14 protein-coding genes are annotated in these 16,938 nt (G+C 62.1%); 9 read left to right on the top strand and 5 right to left on the bottom strand.

Annotation, left to right across the window (positions count from 1 at the left end):
- Nucleotides 1-45: 45 nt before the first annotated feature.
- From V6B08_RS06315 to V6B08_RS06300, 4 genes are read right to left on the bottom strand one after another with little or no spacing between them, the layout of a single operon-like run.
- A complete protein-coding gene (locus tag V6B08_RS06315; RefSeq protein ID WP_341978906.1) occupies nt 46-993 on the bottom strand; it encodes an NAD-dependent epimerase/dehydratase family protein in 948 nt (315 codons plus the stop codon).
- Nucleotides 994-1,010: 17 nt separating this feature from the next.
- Nucleotides 1,011-2,177 (bottom strand): DegT/DnrJ/EryC1/StrS family aminotransferase, encoded by a 1,167-nt coding sequence (locus V6B08_RS06310; protein WP_341978905.1) that lies wholly within the window; start codon nt 2,175-2,177, stop codon nt 1,011-1,013.
- A 26-nt stretch (nt 2,178-2,203) separates the two neighbouring features.
- Entirely contained in the window at nt 2,204-3,262 is a 1,059-nt protein-coding gene (locus V6B08_RS06305; RefSeq protein ID WP_341978904.1) for an alpha-ketoacid dehydrogenase subunit beta, read from the bottom strand.
- Nucleotides 3,249-4,217, bottom strand: a complete 969-nt coding sequence (locus V6B08_RS06300) for a thiamine pyrophosphate-dependent dehydrogenase E1 component subunit alpha (RefSeq protein WP_341978903.1) — start codon at nt 4,215-4,217, stop codon at nt 3,249-3,251. Before V6B08_RS06300 ends, V6B08_RS06305 begins: the two co-directional genes overlap by 14 nt.
- A 202-nt stretch (nt 4,218-4,419) precedes the next feature.
- Between V6B08_RS06300 and V6B08_RS06295 the strand changes: the two genes are divergently transcribed.
- Nucleotides 4,420-5,427: a glycosyltransferase family 2 protein gene (locus V6B08_RS06295; RefSeq protein ID WP_341978902.1), complete on the top strand. Its 1,008-nt coding sequence runs from the start codon at nt 4,420-4,422 to the stop codon at nt 5,425-5,427.
- 4 nt (nt 5,428-5,431) lie between these two features.
- Here the strand turns inward: V6B08_RS06295 and V6B08_RS06290 are convergent, their stop codons facing one another.
- Nucleotides 5,432-6,043, bottom strand: a complete 612-nt coding sequence (locus V6B08_RS06290) for a TVP38/TMEM64 family protein (protein ID WP_341978901.1) — start codon at nt 6,041-6,043, stop codon at nt 5,432-5,434.
- A gap of 113 nt (nt 6,044-6,156) precedes the next feature.
- Between V6B08_RS06290 and V6B08_RS06285 the strand changes: the two genes are divergently transcribed.
- The 8 genes from V6B08_RS06285 (at nt 6,157) to V6B08_RS06250 (ending at nt 16,934) form a co-directional block, all read left to right on the top strand.
- Nucleotides 6,157-8,085, top strand: coding sequence for a putative glycosyltransferase family protein (locus V6B08_RS06285; RefSeq protein WP_341978899.1), 1,929 nt, complete (start codon nt 6,157-6,159; stop codon nt 8,083-8,085).
- A gap of 68 nt (nt 8,086-8,153) precedes the next feature.
- Entirely contained in the window at nt 8,154-8,786 is a 633-nt protein-coding gene (locus V6B08_RS06280; RefSeq protein ID WP_341978898.1) for a winged helix-turn-helix domain-containing protein, read from the top strand.
- A gap of 33 nt (nt 8,787-8,819) precedes the next feature.
- On the top strand, nt 8,820-9,854 hold the full coding sequence (locus tag V6B08_RS06275; RefSeq protein ID WP_341978897.1) for a methyltransferase domain-containing protein: 1,035 nt from the start codon (nt 8,820-8,822) through the stop codon (nt 9,852-9,854).
- Entirely contained in the window at nt 9,851-11,836 is a 1,986-nt protein-coding gene (locus tag V6B08_RS06270; RefSeq protein ID WP_341978895.1) for a glycosyltransferase, read from the top strand. Before V6B08_RS06275 ends, V6B08_RS06270 begins: the two co-directional genes overlap by 4 nt.
- 10 nt (nt 11,837-11,846) lie before the next feature.
- Nucleotides 11,847-13,772, top strand: coding sequence for an asparagine synthase (glutamine-hydrolyzing) (gene asnB / locus V6B08_RS06265; protein ID WP_341978894.1), 1,926 nt, complete (start codon nt 11,847-11,849; stop codon nt 13,770-13,772).
- The gene (locus V6B08_RS06260; protein ID WP_341978892.1) at nt 13,769-15,289 is read left to right on the top strand and encodes an oligosaccharide flippase family protein; all 1,521 of its coding nucleotides are present in this window, start codon (nt 13,769-13,771) and stop codon (nt 15,287-15,289) included. The genes asnB and V6B08_RS06260 overlap by 4 nt, the downstream gene beginning before the upstream one ends.
- The gene (locus V6B08_RS06255) at nt 15,286-15,837 is read left to right on the top strand and encodes an acyltransferase (RefSeq protein ID WP_341978891.1); all 552 of its coding nucleotides are present in this window, start codon (nt 15,286-15,288) and stop codon (nt 15,835-15,837) included. Before V6B08_RS06260 ends, V6B08_RS06255 begins: the two co-directional genes overlap by 4 nt.
- Nucleotides 15,834-16,934 carry a methyltransferase domain-containing protein gene (locus tag V6B08_RS06250; protein WP_341978890.1) on the top strand — a complete coding sequence of 367 codons (1,101 nt, stop codon included), beginning with the start codon at nt 15,834-15,836 and terminating at the stop codon, nt 16,932-16,934. Before V6B08_RS06255 ends, V6B08_RS06250 begins: the two co-directional genes overlap by 4 nt.
- Nucleotides 16,935-16,938 lie beyond the last annotated feature (4 nt).

The following is a 16,938-nucleotide window of genomic DNA, read 5'->3' as shown; positions in this document are numbered from 1 at the left end:
GCCATGCCTATGCATCATAATGCCGGTGGGCACCGGGCCACCAGCCTAGATATTGCCGTAAAGGCTGTTTCGGATCATCCGGTAACCCTTGATCAGTTCCTGGATACCCATATCCAGGCCGTAGGCCGGGGCAAAGCCGGTCGCCTCGATCTTGGCATTTGAAACGATATAGTCACGCTTGTCTGGATCCTCACCCACCGGCGCCTCGGGGAACACGAAGCCCGGCAGATGCTGGCGAATGCGTTCGCACAGCTCCAGCTTTGACAGATTGGCATCCGAAAGGCCAACATTATAGGCTTGGTCGCGCATTGCCTCGAAATTCGCCATACCATGCAGGAAGGCGCGCGTGACATCGCGCACATGGATGTAGTTGCGCTTGAAATGCGGCTCGAACAGCACCACGGCACGGTCGAACACCGCACGGTAGACGAAATCATTGACCAGCAGGTCAAGCCGCATCCGCGGCGACATGCCGAAGACAGTGGCCAGCCGGAAGCTGATAGCATTACCGCGCGCCATCACTGCCTGTTCAGCCTCCACCTTGGTGGTGCCATAGAGGGAGATCGGTCGCATCGGCGTTTCCTCGGTGCAGAACTTGCCCTTCTCGCCGACGCCGTAGCCCGAGTTGGTGATCGGCGTCAGGATGCGCTGCTCCTTGGAAAGCAGCCTGGTCAGGGTGATCACCGCATCGCGATTAAGACTGGTGGCGCCGAGCTTATCGTTATTGCAAAGTGGCGCGCCGACGAGAGCGGCCAGCGGGATGACGTAGTCCGCATCCTTTATCAACGGCTTCAGCACCGCTTCGTCGCGTGCATCGCCACGCACCACATCGAAATCTGGGTGAACGCAGATATGGTTGAGCGATGCCTGCTTGAACATGAAGTTGTCGAGCACTGTAACCCGGTAGCCCGCTTGCAGCAGCTCGGGCACCATGATCGCGCCTAGATAGCCGGCACCACCAGTCACCAGCACGGAGGTTTTACGCGCAGCCATCAGCCAAACTCCCAGGATTAGACAAAGTTGTGCAGGGCATTGCGCAGCCGTTCGAGCTGCGGCGTCAAGTCTTGCGGATGATTGCCGACAAAGAAGCCGTGATCATGGGCAAGGTCGGCGTTCTTTACGTCGCCGACAATCTCATATTCGTAGTACTTCATTACGCTGTGGCGCAGGAAATTGCCGCCGGTGATGATGCGATAGCCGATATCGGCGTCGCGCAACGCCGCGAAAGCACGCTCGCGATCCACCTTCAGGGCCGGATTGAGAATCAGCGTGAAGGAAAAGGCCGAACTCTTGCCGTGCTCACGCTGGATGATGAAGCGTTCATCCGTGCCGAAGAGCTCCTGGAACAGTGCCCAGTTCTTGCGCCGCTGCGCGGTCATCGCCGGCAACTTCTTGATCTGTTCAAGGCCGATGGCGCCCGACAGTTCCAATGGCCGCACGTTATAACCCGGCAGGATAAAGTTGTAGGCCTCATAGAAATCGCTGCCCTTGCGCTCGTAGATGGTGGTGTCAGGAGGCAGATCGCGCGTCCAGCCATGGGCACGAATAGAGTGGCAGAGATGCGCCAATTCCACATCGTCGGTCAGGATCATCCCACCTTCCATGGTGGAAATATGGTGGGAGAAGAAAAAGCTGAAGGTGTTGAGGTGGCCGAATGTGCCGGTCTTGCGGCCATTCAGTTCCGCATCCATCGACTCGCAATTGTCTTCCAACAAGTAGAGGCCATGCTTGTCGGCGAAGTTGCGTAGCACGTCGAGCTCGGCCGGGTTACCAAGGATGCTCACCGCCACAATGGCGCGGGTACGCGGAGTCAGCGCCTCTTCGAGGCGGGTTATATCCATGTTGAGCGAGTGCAGGTCAACATCAAGAAAGCGCAGCTTGAGGCCGTATTGCTGCAGCGGGTGGTAAGTGGTGGCCCAGGAGATGGCCGGCACAATCACTTCGTCGCCACGCTGCAGTGGGCAATGCTTCTTGTAGAACAGCGCCGCGGTGGACACCAGATTGGCCGAAGAGCCGGAATTCACCATTATACCATACTTCATGCCAAAATAGTCGGCGAACTGGCGCTCCAGCTTCTTGACGTTTTCACCCATGGTGAAGAAACCGCTGTCGATGACGCGGTGCATCGCCTGGATTTCCTCAACACCCCAGGAAGACGCGGCCAATTCGTAGAACATCGCTGACAATCCCCTAAAGCTGCGGCTCAGAAGGGGCCGCGAAATTGCGCCTGATACGCCAGCTTGGCCTGGTCTGCGGTAGGCATCCAGGCCTCTGCATCGGGCCGCACCAAGACATGAGCGGCGGCGGCGATGGTGGCGGGGTTCGGATAGAAAAGTTGCTCCAGCGGCGGCGAGGTGGGGCAGGTAGTGGGTGCGAAACCCATGCGCTGCACTACGGCACCGCGCGTCGCGCGTGTTTCGGCAACGCGGGCTAGGATTTCCGCACTGGCGCCACACATTGTCCAGCCATTATCCACCACCAGCAGCTTGCCGGTGCGGGCGACCGATTGCAGCACTGTTTCGCTATCCAGCGGCGATAGCGTGATCGGATCGATCACTTCGGCGTGGATGCCCTGCTCGGCCAGCAATTCGCGAGCCCGCAGGCATTCCACCAGCATGTTGGAAATGCCGACAATGGTGATGTCATTGCCCTTGGCGACGATGCGCGCCTTGCCCAGTTCGACCGCAAACGGCTCTTCCGGCACATAGGCATCCAGGCCATAGAGTAGGCGATGCTCCATGAAGATCACCGGATTATCGTCGCGGATCGCGGCAATGAGGCAACCCTTAGCATCATGGGCATTGCTCGGCGCCACCACCTTCAGGCCGGGCACATGCATGAACATGGAATGCAGGCCCTGGCTATGCTGGGCGCCCTGGCCCCATGACTTGCCAATCATGCAGCGCACCACCATTGGCACCTTCACCGCGCCGCCATACATGTAATGCGCCTTCGCTGCCATGTTCACCAGCTGGTTCATGCCCAGCATCAGGAAGTCCATGCGGATATGCACATGGATCGGCCGCATGCCCGCCATGGCCGCGCCGATAGCCACGCCGGTCATGGCATCTTCCGACAGCGGTGTGGTGAAAACCCGGTCAGCACCAAAGCGCTGCAGCAGACCTCGGGTGGAGCCCTGAATCGCCTTGTGGTCGTCCACATCCAGGCCCATGACGAAAACGCTAGGATCCCGCTCCATTTCCTGCGCCACGGCCTCGGCCAGCGCATCGACATAGCGCAGCAGGCGCTCAGGCGTAGACATTGGCGTACAACTCCTGTGCGGCGGGGAAAGGCGAGGCTTCGGCGAACTCGATGGCGACTGCAAGTTCCGCTTCGATGGCAGCGTCGATGGCCGCACGCTCGGTGGGATCGAGCATCGCGCCGACGCGTGCCACTTGGTCGTTGCTCATCCAAGGCTCTGCTTCACTGCGCGCGCGATAGCCCTGGTCAAAATCCTCCGCTGGGCCAACATGCTCGCGCCAGCGGTAGACCTTGCACTCGATGAAGCTGGGGCCTTCGCCGCGCCGCATGCGCGCAACGGCTTCAGCGGCAGCCTCGCGGATAGCAAGTACGTCACCATCGGCGATTCGGTATACCGGCATGCCAAAAGCCGACACGCGACCGCAGATATCTTCACTGGACCAGCGCTTGGACAGCGGCTCATGGATCGCAAAGCCGTTGTTTTCACAGACGAACAATACCGGCAACCGGTGCAGCATCGCGAAATTCACGCTCTCGTAGAAGCAGCCTTCCTCGGTGGCGCCATCGCCAAAGAACACGGCACAGACACGGCCCTGCGCTTCGCGCTTCAGCTTCAGGCCATAGCCGGTAGCAATCGGAATATTGGTGCCAACCACCGCCGAGGAGCCGAGCACATTCGCTTCCGGCGAAATGATATGCATCGAGCCGCCCTTGCCGCGGCAGCAGCCGGTATCCTTGCCATACATCTCCGCCATCATTGCCGCCACATTGCCACCTTTCGCCAGATAGACGGCATGGCTGCGATATGTGCCCGAGGCGGCATCGTCGGCGCGCAACACGTCGCATACCGCCGCCGATACGGCTTCCTGGCCGATGGCGAGATGAACCGGACTCTTGATCTTGTCGGAGGGATAGATCCGGGCCGTTTCCTCTTCAACGCGACGGATCAATCGGAGCTTCCGATACAGCCGCGACAGGTCGGCCGGATCGAGGCTGGCGACAGGGAGCTTGGTCATAGGGGAATCCACCTCGGCTCACTTTTCCGGCTTGGCGGGGAGGGCTGGTGCGCCGCCCTGGAGGCCCGCCGGGTGATAGACGTTTTACCGTGTATTCGCAAGTGTTTATCTTCAATTCCTGGGCAAAATGCGGGATTTCAGGCCAGCCTGCCAGGCGATTTTTTGCCCTCGGTACTCCGCTCCCGCGGCGCCTTAATCTAGAATGTCAGCCGATTCGCAGCCTAACCGCCAGGCCTTCCAGGAGAACCGCCGCATCATGCCGTCCACCATGTCCCCGGCTCTGGTTTCCATCGTCGTTTCCTTCCGCAACGAGGAGAAGAACATCCCGTTGCTGGTGGCCCGGGTCACCAAGGTATTCGAGCCATTGCCCGAGGATTTTGAAATCATCTTCGTCAACGATGTCTCATCCGACCGGTCACTGGCGGTGCTGCAGGAGTTGCATGCCCGCGATAGCCGGGTAAAGGTGGTGAACATGTCACGGCGTTTTGGCGTTTCCGAATGCGCCCTGGCCGGCATGGAGCATGCCCGCGGCGCCGCCGTCATCTACCTCGATTGCGACCTGCAGGATCCGCCGGAGCTGATCCCCACGCTGCTTGCGCAATGGCATGCCGGCTCCAAGGTGGTGCATACCGTGCGCGAACGCCGCCTGGGCGAAAGCGCGCTCAAGCTGTTTGTGACACGGATGGGCTATCGCGCCATCCAGCTCGGCAGCAACATCAAGCTACCTATGGATTGCGGCGACTACAAACTGCTCGACCGCGTGGTGGTAGACCGCCTGCTGACCCTACGCGAGAACGATCCCTACCTGCGCGGCCTAGTGATCTGGATCGGCTACCAGCAGACCTTCGTGTCGTATATCCGCGACGCGCGGCACGAGGGCAAATCGCATTTCCCGGTGTTCAGCCGCAATCCCTGGCAGGCACTGCTCGGCGGCATCACGTCCTTCTCCTTCACGCCGATCTATCTGATCGGCGTGCTTTCAGTGACAGTGCTTGGCGCCTCGCTGCTGCTTACGGTCGTCGCCGCTCTGGGCATGATGTTTACCGATACGCCAGGCTACACAATGGCGCTGTTCATCGGCCTTGGCCTGATGCTGTGGGCCACTTTGCTACTGGCGATCGGCACCGTGGGGATTTATGTGGTGCGCACCTACAAGGATGTGCGTGGCCGGCCGCGCTATATCGTCGACAATACTGTCGGTTTCGACTAGCGCGTCAGGATCGTCCGGAGAGCCAGGCCCGCATCCGGCGCTGGAAAACCGGCAGCAGGATGAATGCTACCGCCACCGCCGGCAACACAAAAGCCAGGTAGAGACGGACTTCGCCGACCGCAACCGCATCGCGCAGCAGGGTGCCCGAGAAGACGATCAGCGCATGCTGCGGCAACGTGGCGATATACGTTACCGGCAGGAAGATGTGCAGCGGCGTGCCGATGACACCGAAAACGTAGCCGGTGCTTGAGGCCGGCACCAGCGGCAGCCCCTGAAGCAGCAGCACCGGCTTCCAACCCGGCCCAACCGTTTCGGCGACATTATGCACCGCATCGGTTATGCGTCGAAAACGCCCCTTGGCACCATCGATACGTTTTGCCAGCACCTTCCGGCCCAGCAGATGTGTGGTTGCCGCCGCAGCCAGCATGCCGGCTGATGACAGCGCGAAGCCAACCGCCGGTCCCCACAGGGTGCCGGCCAGCAAGGTGAATTGCGAGCAAGGCAGCAGCAATGCTGCCGCAGCCACATGCAGCACAATAAATGCCAGCATGGCCAGCAGCCGGTATTCCTCCAACCGCAGCAGTACATCGGCAAAAAAATCGGCAAAGAGCTGCATTTGCGACCGGAGCGGTTTTCCGTATGCTGACGCGCCGCATCATAGAGCAAGGCGGCGTCGTCACAATGCCCGGCCACAGATCAGCGCCGCCAACAGGAATGGATCGTGCGGCCATGCCGCGATGGGAAAGCGTTTCACATCAACAGGCTGAAGCGGCGGGCACGCCGCATGGCAGTATTGTTGCTATTTTCTGTGCGCTGGCAGGTGCGCTGCTCGGTGGTGCCGGCGCTGGCTGGCAGGCGATCATTGAGCCGGGGCAAGTGATCGCCGACCTGGTGCATTATCCAAGCGAGAATCTCCGCTACCTCTACCTGATGAAGATACCAGTGCTGCAGCATTACATTGCTGCCTGGCTTCTGATGGCCGGACTGGACGAGCGCGCAGTATCGATCAGCTTTAGCAGCCTGCTCACCGCCGCAGCTTTCCAGGCCTGGGGCCTGCTGATCCTGGCAATATGCCGCCGCCAGTTGCTTGCAATGCTGGCGCCTTGCCTCATCTATGCCAGCCTGGCGGCCCTGCGCGGCCTGAATTATCCAATCATCCTGCCGCCTGCCGACTATGGCTATGGTGGCTTCACCATCACGCTCATCACCCTGGTGGCGGCCTATTTCGCCATGGGCTGGACCAGGGCGGGCGCGCTGCTTGCCGGGTTGCTGCCGGTGACGCATCCGGTAGTCGGCCTGTGGGGTGCCGGCATCGCCGGCCTAGCCGTGCTGGTACAGTATGGCAGCCGGCCGGCGGAAACCCGCCGTGCCGTGACCTGGGGCCTGATCGGCCTTGTTCTCTCCGCCCTGGTGGTGTGGCTGCATTTCAGGCTGTTTCCGATGCCACAGGGCCTTGGTAACGCACAAAAACAGGCGATCCTGGATTATTCACGCCTACATGATGGCCACCGCGCCGCTATCCGGCCATCACTTACCCTGCTGGAGGTCATCGCGGCGGTCATGCTGGTGATTGGCTATGGCGCGCTGGCTTGGCGCAGCCTGGGCGGCGCGCAGCGCCTGCTGTTTCTGCTGCTCGGCATCAATGCCTTGTTCGCTGCTATCGCCACCTCGGTCTATCACTGGCCGGATGCCTGGATTCCGGTGGAACTATTCTCGGCCATGCCCAACCGCTTCCTCAATATCAACGCGGCGCTATTCGCGGCGCTGCTGATCGGCATCCTGGGGCGCGAACGCGGCGCGGCAAGCAGCATGGCACTGCCAGCGCTGCTGCTCGGCTGGGCGGGGATCGTGCTGGTATTCGCCCCAGGCCATGCCGAGCGCGGCACCAGTGCCACCTTGCTGGCAATCGCTGCCATGCCCTTGGCCCTGCTGCAGCCGCTGCGGCCAGCGCTTGCCGGGCGCCTGCCCGGCCTGCTGCTGCGCATCGCCGCCGTCATGGCCATCATCGCCGGCGGCGCCTTGCTGGCGTTGCGCGCGGCGAACCTGCTGCAACATTGGCCGGCGACGGATTTCGTGGTGATTCCGCTGATCGCCACGGGGACGAGCCTGTTTGCCCTCATGTCGCCAGACGGCAAAGGGCGGCCACTGCTGGCCAATGCCGCCACCGGACTGGCGCTGGCCGTGGGCCTGATCGCCATGGCACAGCAGAGCCTGGGCCTTTGGCGCGGCATGGACGACCGGCTTGCCTACTATCAGAACGATGCCGCCCTCAAGGCCAGCCATGGCCGGCCGGGCCTGCTGCTGTTCACCGGCGACTACGCGACATGGCAGCTCTGGGGCCAGTTACAGACCCGCCGGCCGGTGCTGTTCGACCCGCTCACCGTCACCGCCCTGCCTTATCTCGGTGAACAGGCCGCAGCCCAGGCAGACCTGCTGGAGCAGGTCTATGGCATCGCACTGTTCAGCACCGACCCGGACTGCAATTACGTCAGTTCCCCCTGCCTGCGTCGGCAATGGCAGCAGCGCAGCCCCGGGCAATGGGCAGCCCTGGCGGCGAGCTACGGTTTTACCGATATCCTGGTACCCCGGGATTGGGAGTTGAACCTGCCACTGGTCGCGGAAAGCGTTAATTTCCGTCTATATGAGACCGGGAAATAACCTGTTTTCCCATGATTTAGGTTCGGCGAGATTGACGTTCACAGTATGAACAGTATAGTGTTCACATTATGAACGCCGATGATGCCCGCCATGCTACAGACCAGCACCTGCGCGAGACGCTGGACCTGCTGAATGCTGTCGAGGGAACGGAAAACGCTAACCAGCGCTCCCTCGCCAAGCAGGTCGGCGTCGCCGTGGGGCTGGTGAACGCCCTGCTGCGGCGGGCCATCAACAAGGGCTACATCAAGGTATCGGAAGCGCCCGCCCGCCGCTTCGCCTATTACCTCACGCCCCATGGTTTTGCCGAAAAAGGCCGTCTGGTTTCGCAGTATTTATCGGATTCCCTGGATTTCTTCCGGCGCGTTCGAGCTGAATACAGCGAGCTGCTACGCCCGCTCGGCGCCGATGCCCGCGTTTTCCTGGCTGGTGCCGGCGAGCTTGCCGAAATCGCCAATCTCAGTGCCCAGGAATCCGGCCTCAGGCTTCGTGGCGTGATCGATGGCAAGACCAACCGGGAAACCGTCCATGGCCTGGCGGTATTACGCGACCTGGAACTCGTCGGCCCGCAAGACCTGGTAGTGATCACCGACAGCCAGATGCCCCAGGAAACCTACGACCGCCTGGCCACTGTGTTGCGGCCGGAGCAAATCCTGCACCCCCCAGTGCTCCGCATTGCCAGCCGGCCGATACCCGGGCCATAAGCCATAACACTTACCAGCCAAGAGCAACGCCGCATGTTTGAATCCAGCGATCTTTCGGTTCTCTGCTGCCCGGTCTGCAAGAGCGACCTTACCTTCGGGCAGGACAAACTCCACTGCGCCCCCTGCACGCGCGACTATCCGGTCGTCGACGGGATTCCCCGCCTGCTGCATCTGGATGGCGGCGCCAACTACAACACCATGTGGGACTACAAGTGGACCGAGCTGGATGGCGGCCGCGGCTACAATTACGAGATTATCGAGCAGGGCACGCCGGCCTATGAGGTACACAACGTCATCCGCTACTTCGAGGAGGACGGCGAGGCGTTCGCTGACATCAAAGATGCGGAAGTCTGTCTGGATATCGGCTGCGGCACGGCGCAATACAGCGTGCGGCTGCTGCAGCTTGGCGCCAAGCGCGTCTATGCCTTCGACCTGACACGCGGCGTTGATGTCGGCCGGCGGATCATCGCGCAGCGCTATCCCGAATTTCTCGACCGCATCGTGTTCGTGCAGGCTAATGCCAAGTACCTGCCAGTGAAAAGCGACCGCGCCGATTTCGCCATGGCCCTGGCCTCGATCCATCATTCCGGCTTCCTTGAAGCCTGCATCAGTGAAGTGGCACGCGCCACCGCCAAGGCGAAGCGGCTGGCGATCTGGATCTATGCCCGGCCTTTGCTGCCGCTTGGCGACAAATACCGCACCGGGCCGCTGGCCTACCTGATGCTGATCGCCCGGATGGCCCACCTGCTTTATACCGAGTTGCTGCACAACATCTTCATGCGCCTGCCCAACGACATGCTGGTGGCAGTGCTGCGCGTGCTGGCGACGGACACGGTATACAAGCTGCGCAACCTGCCGATCCTCGGCCGCGTGGTCGCTTTCTTCACCCCCGGCATCACCAGCCATAGCGACAAGGGTTACCGCCTGATCAATCTCTACGACGCCTATTCGCCGAGCTATGCCGAGGCGGCAGATGAAGGCGATGCGATCCGCTGGGGTAAGACGTTCGGCTTCCGCATCCTCAGCTTCGTTTCCTGGCGCCTCGGCTTCGTGGCGGAAAAGAAATGACAACATCTGCCGCCGCAGCACGACCGCGCCTCATGGTGATTGCACCAGCCGACTATGATTCGTCGGTGCGCAAGGGCGTGTCCGAGCTGCTGCAGGATTTCGACGAGCAGGGTTTCTTCGAGGCTGTGCATTTCGCCTTTCCCTTTACCCACCACACGCGCCAGCATCACCTGAGCGACTGCCATGTGGTGCATGAGTATGGCCTCGACTGGTTTGCGCCGACGCGCAACCGGCGCTGGCTCAGGCGCCTAATGGCGCCGTTGCATCTGCTGCGCACCTCGCTGGCACTGCGAGACCTGGCACGCAAGGAAGAAATCAACATTATCCGCTCGACCGATCCCTGCTTCTCGGGGCTATTTGCCTTGATCGTTGCACGGCTTTCCGGCAAGCCGTTCTGCGTGTCGCTGCATGCCGATTACGACAAGCGCTATGAGCTGGATGGAGCCGCCGGTGCGCCTACCTTGATGGGGTCGCGCCGCCTTGCCCTGCTGATCGAGCGCTTCGTGCTGGCGCGCGCAGACCGCGTGCTGCCGATCCGTGAGAGCCTTTCGGCCTATGCCTTGCGCCATGGCGCAAAGCCCGAACGTATCCGGGTGATACCGCACGGCGCCGATCTCAGCCTGTTCACCACATCGCAGCAGGAATTGCCGGTACCACGCGATGGCCGTGCCATCGTGAGTTTTGCCGGTCGCCTGTCGAAGGAAAACTACCTGGACGACATCCTGGCTGCCGCCGCGATCCTGGGGGTGGCGCGGCAGGATTTTCGGCTGGTGATTGCCGGCGGCGGTGCCGAAGAAGCGCGGCTGCGCAAGAAAGTGGCCACCGATCCGGTGCTGCGGAGATGCGTCGAGTTTACTGGTTTCATATCGCGGGCCGCGGTTGCCGCGCTGCGCCAGGAATCCGTGGCCAGCATCTGCACCATGGCCGGTTTTAGCCTGATCGAGGCCTGCGCCGCCGGCAGCGCCATCGTGGCATATGACGTTGAGTGGCATAGCGAACTGGTGCGCGACGGCGAAACCGGCTTCCTGGTACCCGAACATGATACCGCCGCCCTGGCACGCCGCATCGGTCAATTGCTGGACGATCCGGCACAGGCCAGGACATTCGGCGTTGCCGCGCGCGACCTCGCTGTGGCTCGGCATTCGCTGGCGGCAGCCTCCGCCAACAAGCGCCGCCATTATGCCGAATGGCTAGCCGAGGCCGGCAGCAGGCCTGCTGCCTCGCGTGAGCACGATCCCAATCGTGCCGAGTGGTATAGCGACGATCAGTTCCACATACAGTGCGACCATGCGGCAACCAGGGCCGTAGTTGAGGGCCGCTGGCGGCTGTTTGCCCAGGCGCTGCGAGACTGGCGCGGCCGCAACAAACCATCTCAGGACAGGCTGCGCATCCTCGACGCCGGCTGTGGCGACGGCATCAACCTGCAGGGCCTGCAACAGATCGTGCTGCAGCAAGGCCTCACGGCGAATTTCCTCGCCATTGACTATAATCCGAAGCGTATTGAGCGGGCCGGCAAACTTGGGATCGCCAGCCTCACCATCGGCTCGCTCACCGCGCTACCCTATCCTGACAGCCATTTCGACATGGTATTGTGCAACCATGTGATCGAGCACATACCGGAAAAAGCCGCTGCCCTGGCCGAACTCTGCCGCGTGCTGCGGCCCGGTGGCCTGATCGTGGTAGGCGTGCCGAACGAAGGCTGCTTGTTTGCCCGGCTGCGCAACAATGTCCTGCAGCGCTCAATCTTGCGGACCACCGACCATGTGCATTTCTTCACCGCCACCTCGCTGGACAGCGCGCTCACAGCCAGCGGCGTGAAGGTGCGGCTGGTGGCCCGGGAAGGCTTCTTCATGCCGCATATGGCTCTGGGCCGCCTGTTTGGCCGCATTGCCATCGGTCGAATGGCGATGGAAGCCATGGGGCGCCTGCTGCCGAGCCAATCCGCCGGGCTGATCGCGATCGGCGAACGACCGCCGCACTGATGGTGATGCTATGTGCGGCATAAACGGCCTGGTCTCAACCCAGCCTGAAACAGCGGAGGCTCCGGCCTGGATAGCAGCGATGAATGACGCGCTGCGCCACCGCGGCCCCGATGGTGGATCGATCCATATCATGCCGCATATGGCCTTCGGCCACCGCAGACTGAGCATCATCGACCTGAGCGAGCGCGGGACGCAGCCGATGCTCAGCGCCGATGGCAGCCTAGTCATGGTCTGCAACGGCGAAATCTACAATTACCGCGCGCTGCGCCGCGAATTGGCCCGCGATGGCTACCGCTTCCAGAGCGATACCGATGTAGAAGTGATCCTGCCGCTCTACCAGCGCTATGGCGAGCGCTGCGTCGAACATCTGGTCGGCATGTTCGCCTTCGCGCTGTGGGACAACAAACAGCAGCGCCTGCTGCTAGCGCGCGACCGCATCGGTGAGAAACCACTCTATTTCGCCGAGGCCGGTGGCATGCTGGCTTTCAGTTCTGAGATCAAGGGATTGCGGCGATTGCCATGGGTGGATCGCAGCCTCAATGAAGCGGCTATTCCCTTGCTGCTGGCCTACCAGAGCCTCCCCGCGCCGCACAGCATCCATCGCGGCATCGAGCAATTGGCGCCGGCCGAGATTCTGATCTGGCAGAACGGAAATTCGCGACGCCAACGCTACTGGAAGCTCGATTTCAGCCGCCGGCACGCCTGGCGGCAGGACGAAGCGTTGGAAGCCTATGGCACATTGCTGGCCGAAACCGTGCGCGACGAACTGATCGCCGATGTGCCGGTAGGCGTGATGCTGTCGGGCGGTGTCGATTCCAGTACGATTGCCCGCTTCGCCAGGCAGGCCGATCCTGCCATCAACACCTATTGCATCGGACATAATCCACCGGGCGGCGAGGATGAGGAATTTCGCCGTGCCGGAATCGCCGCGGAGCTGCTGCATACCCGGCACCGCAATGTGGATGTCGGCGAGATCGATATCGCACAGGCGGTCGGCGTGATCGCGCATTACGACCAGCCGATGTCGTCGTTCGTGATGCTTTATGCCGACCTGCTGGCGCGGCAGATGAGCCAGGAAGTGAAAGTGGTACTGTCTGGCAACGGCGCTGACGAGGTTTTCGCCGGCTATGCCGGCTATGCGCGGATACCGATGCGCCAGCGCCTGGACATCCTGGCGCGGCCTTGGCCACCGGTCTTAAGCCGGCTGCTGCCGGCGCAGCTACGATCCAGTGGTGCGCTGCTACTGACCAACGCCAAGCTGCCATTGGCGGAGCGGCGGGGACGTAGCCTGGATGCCGCCGCCCGCACTCTGATGCAGCGCCTAGCCACACCCGCCTTCGCCGCGCGCTGGCAAGACGACGAGCCGGGTCGCTATGCCGCAGCCGCCGCGCGCGAATGCAACCCCGAAACCCTGCTCGATGCAACGATCTACAGTGACTTGATGGTATGCCACCAGCATGGCCATGCCGTGATCGGCGACATGTCGGGCATGCGGCATGGGCTGGAATTGCGGGCACCGTTCCTGTCGCATCCGATTGCGGAATTTGCCGCGTCGCTGCCGGCAAGTCTGCTATTGGGCGAGCGGCCTGCGCCGCAGAATACGAAATGGATCATGAAGCAGCATCTTACCCAGGTGCTGCCCGAAAGTCTGGTGCATGCGCCGAAGATCGGCTTCGGCTACAGCATCCAGCTGCATGACTTGCTGCGCCATGCCTGGCGGCCGGCGGTGGAGGAATGCCTGCTGCGCGGCCGCTATCTCGAACTCGGCGTGTTCAGCCGCGAAGGCGCCGCCTGGGCCATCGACCATTCCTACATGGCGGCCTGTCTGCTGCTGTCGTTTTCGATCTGGGCCGAAACGGCGCTGTTCGGTGCTGATGCTGCCGAACTCGGCCAGCGCCTGGCCGCCCTCAATGTTGCTGCGAGCCGCGTCATATGACCAACGCTACGCATATCCTCGGCAACTGGTTCCGCGTGCTGGGGCTGCAGGGCGTGGCTTTCCTGTTTGCCGCCACCACGATCGCACTAGCCGCCAGCGTGGTGCCACCGGCAGTGTTCGGCGAATATACATTGCTACTTTCCACCATGCAGATCACTGCCGGCGTCGGCTTCTCCTGGCTCAACCAGTCGATCTTCCGGTTTGCGCGTGAGGAGTTCAATACGTCCGGCTCGGTATGGAGCACGCTCGGTACTGCCCTCTCGATGCAGGCCGCGTTGCTCGTCGCAGTGGCCCCCCTGGCCTGGCTGGCGGCCACGCTCTATGGCGAACGCTTCGGACTCTCCCTAGGCATGCTGCCCTGGCTGCTGGCAGGCCTGACGATGGCGATCATCGTCGAGGCCTTCAGCTTTGCCTGCCAAGCGGCCAACCGCTTTTCGGGGTACGGCGCCGGACAGGTGCTGACGAAGTTCGGGCCGTTGGCGGTAGTGCTGGTATTTACCGTCGGCTTTCCTGCCAGCACGCAGATGCTGCTGCTTGGCACCATTGGCGGTTGGTTGCTGTCCGCCACCTATCAATTGCTGCGGCTACCGCCGCGCCGGCGCGCCAGCCTGTTCGACCAAGCCACGCTCCGCCGCCTGGTGGCTTATGGCTGGAAGCTACCGCTGGCCACCGCCTCGGGGATTATCGTCAGTTGGCTCGGCATCTGGGCGATCCGCTATTTTCTCGATGTGCATGCCGCCGGCATCTATGCCTGGGCTTTCAGCCTCTACAGCCTTGCGGTGGGACTGCTGATGGCTCTTTCCGCCGTGATCGCGCCGCGCATGACCGACCTGCGCCTTTCCGGCTCCACCGAGAACATCGAGCGGATGCTGCGTTTTGCGGTTTCCGCTTCAGCGTTGCTCGCCACGCTGATGCCGCTGGCGCTGGTGCTAGTGACACTGGCCGGCACGACGATCTGGCCCATCGCCTATGCCGATGCCGAGTTGCCGCTGTTGCTCCTGCTCAGCAGCTTTCCCGGCCAGTTACTTACCTACATCATCAGTCCGCTGCTGATGGCCTACCAGCAGGCCGTGGGCCGTGTGGTGACGATCAACATGGCCGCAGCAGCCGCCAATATCGCCGCCAACCTGCTGCTCGTTCCAGCTTTCGGCCTTGCCGGAGCCGCACTTGCCGCCTCGCTCACCATCTGGCTCATGGCCCTGCCCCTGATCCTGCTGATATGGCAGATCGGCTGCGGTCACGCCAATGCTGCAGAGCTTGCCAAGGTTGCCGCGACCGGCCTGGGCAGCATCGTCTGTGCATTGGCTGTCGTGCTGGCACCACCGGCGCTGGCACCGGTGATCGGGCTGGTACTGCTCGGCACCGGACTGTTTCTCGGCCGGCAATTGCACTGGTTCCATCATCTGCGATGGCTGGCGCCGCATCTGGGATCCCTGCCGCTGCCGCTGCGCCGACCGGCTGTTGCCCTGCTCGGCTGGTTCGCCACATCCGTTCCCTCTGGAGCCGCTCACCCATGAAGAACCGGCTTTTTGCCCTGCTCCGCTACCCTCCCGGCACCGGCGTGGCGCTGTGGCTGATCAACATCCTGTTCCAACGCCTTTTCCGGCTGGATGCCGATTGCCCTTACAACAAGCATTTCACCACGCGGGTGCTGCATGCCTATGGCCTGCATATCGAGGATGACTGCCCGCGCGTGCGTCGCAGCTTCGCCGTCAGCGGTGGCAGCTATATCAATGCCGCCGATGGACTCTGGCTCGGCCGTGGTACCATCTGGGGCGCCAATGTCGCCATCGTGTCGCAGACCCACGCCATCGAGAATTTGGACGATGCCCCACCCACGGCCGGCATTCGCATTGGGCGTGAATGCTGGATCGGCTTCGGCTCGGTAATCCTGCCCGGTGTCACGCTGGGCGACGGCACCATTGTCGGCGCTAATAGCGTCGTCCGCGATTCCTTTCCCGAAGGCAAGGTGGTGATCGCAGGCTCTCCGGCCCGCATCGTGCGCCATATTGCCTCATCCTTACAAAGCCAGGCCGTCGGCGACCACACAGAGCAAGCATCATGAATCCAAAGCTGCTACCCCTCCTGCGCTGTCCGGTAAGCGGCAGCTCCCTGCGACTCGAAGCCATCGAGTGCGAAGGCGATGCGGTCCGCACCGGGCTATTGCTCTGCGACAACGCCAAGCTGTGGTATCCGATCGTGAATTTCGTGCCGATCCTGCTGGCTTTTCCAACGCCGCTGCTCACCCGCTTCGCTGCCGATCATGCTGCTGCGCTGGCAGCCCATCCTGGCTATGCGCCGCCGGACTTGCTGCCGATGCCAGGCGAGCGCTCGGTGCAGCAAACCTTCACCGAGGAGTGGAACGGCCTGGCCGACGACGAACTTACTTTCATCTACCGCGACGACGAGCTGGTGGCACTGCACCGCGATGTCTGGCTGCAGATGAGCAAAGCCGAGCGGGACAAGGTCGATACCGTACTCAATGTCGGCGTCGGCTTCGGCAAGGAATCCCGTATCCTGGCTGAGCTTTTTCCTGCCGCAGACGTGATCGCGCTCGACCTCAATCTTGCCCTCGTCGCTGCTGGCAAGACCTTGCAGGCATCGCCGCGCGTGCATCCGGTGGTGGCCTCGCTGTTCCGCATTCCTTTCGCACCGAACAGCATGGCGCATGTTCACAGCCAAGGAGTACTGCACCATACCTATTCCACCAAGGCAGCGTTCGATGCCATAGCCAAGTTCGTGCGGCCCGATGGCTCGCTATTCGTATGGCTTTATGCCGTCGAGGATGCCTACGTGGTCCCTGGCCTGCGCGGATTCATCATCTGGCTCTACTGGTTCATCACCCACCGGCTGTTCCGGCCGGTGCTCAGCCGCAGCCCGGCCTTCTTCCGCAATGGCGTGATGTTCTTAATTACCTGCCTGCTGCATCCACTGGTCAAGCTGCGCGACCGCCGGCCAGCCGGCTGGCGCTTCCAGAACACGCTTCATGGCCTGCGCGATGCCTTCACGCCGCGCTATGCCCACCAGCACGGCTTCAACGAAGTGGCGCTCTGGTTCGAGGATACCGGCTTCACGCCAAAACCGCAGTCGCCCGCCAAGTATCGCGAACTGATCGGCAAGCGGCTGCTCGGCGTCGGCTATATCGGCCACAGGAAAGCCTGACCCA

This window comes from Ferrovibrio sp. MS7, from assembly GCF_038404985.1.
GTDB classification, from domain to species: Bacteria; Pseudomonadota; Alphaproteobacteria; order Ferrovibrionales; family Ferrovibrionaceae; genus Ferrovibrio; species Ferrovibrio plantarum.
The sequence above is the reverse complement of the archived record's forward strand: the minus strand, read 5'-3'. Positions and strand labels throughout refer to the sequence as shown.

What these genes read in the sequence shown, in the direction of transcription:
- asnB (WP_341978894.1), top strand. Translation starts at nt 11,847, where the DNA reads ATGTGCGGCATAAACGGCCTGGTCTCAACCCAGCCTGAAACAGCGGAG.
- V6B08_RS06255 (WP_341978891.1), top strand. Translation starts at nt 15,286, where the DNA reads ATGAAGAACCGGCTTTTTGCCCTGCTCCGCTACCCTCCCGGCACCGGC.
- V6B08_RS06295 (WP_341978902.1), top strand. Translation starts at nt 4,420, where the DNA reads ATGTCAGCCGATTCGCAGCCTAACCGCCAGGCCTTCCAGGAGAACCGC.
- V6B08_RS06280 (WP_341978898.1), top strand. Translation starts at nt 8,154, where the DNA reads ATGAACGCCGATGATGCCCGCCATGCTACAGACCAGCACCTGCGCGAG.
- V6B08_RS06290 (WP_341978901.1), bottom strand. Translation starts at nt 6,043, where the DNA reads ATGCAGCTCTTTGCCGATTTTTTTGCCGATGTACTGCTGCGGTTGGAG.
- V6B08_RS06250 (WP_341978890.1), top strand. Translation starts at nt 15,834, where the DNA reads ATGAATCCAAAGCTGCTACCCCTCCTGCGCTGTCCGGTAAGCGGCAGC.
- V6B08_RS06270 (WP_341978895.1), top strand. Translation starts at nt 9,851, where the DNA reads ATGACAACATCTGCCGCCGCAGCACGACCGCGCCTCATGGTGATTGCA.
- V6B08_RS06310 (WP_341978905.1), bottom strand. Translation starts at nt 2,177, where the DNA reads ATGTTCTACGAATTGGCCGCGTCTTCCTGGGGTGTTGAGGAAATCCAG.
- V6B08_RS06275 (WP_341978897.1), top strand. Translation starts at nt 8,820, where the DNA reads ATGTTTGAATCCAGCGATCTTTCGGTTCTCTGCTGCCCGGTCTGCAAG.
- V6B08_RS06305 (WP_341978904.1), bottom strand. Translation starts at nt 3,262, where the DNA reads ATGTCTACGCCTGAGCGCCTGCTGCGCTATGTCGATGCGCTGGCCGAG.
- V6B08_RS06260 (WP_341978892.1), top strand. Translation starts at nt 13,769, where the DNA reads ATGACCAACGCTACGCATATCCTCGGCAACTGGTTCCGCGTGCTGGGG.
- V6B08_RS06285 (WP_341978899.1), top strand. Translation starts at nt 6,157, where the DNA reads ATGCCGCGATGGGAAAGCGTTTCACATCAACAGGCTGAAGCGGCGGGC.
- V6B08_RS06300 (WP_341978903.1), bottom strand. Translation starts at nt 4,217, where the DNA reads ATGACCAAGCTCCCTGTCGCCAGCCTCGATCCGGCCGACCTGTCGCGG.
- V6B08_RS06315 (WP_341978906.1), bottom strand. Translation starts at nt 993, where the DNA reads ATGGCTGCGCGTAAAACCTCCGTGCTGGTGACTGGTGGTGCCGGCTAT.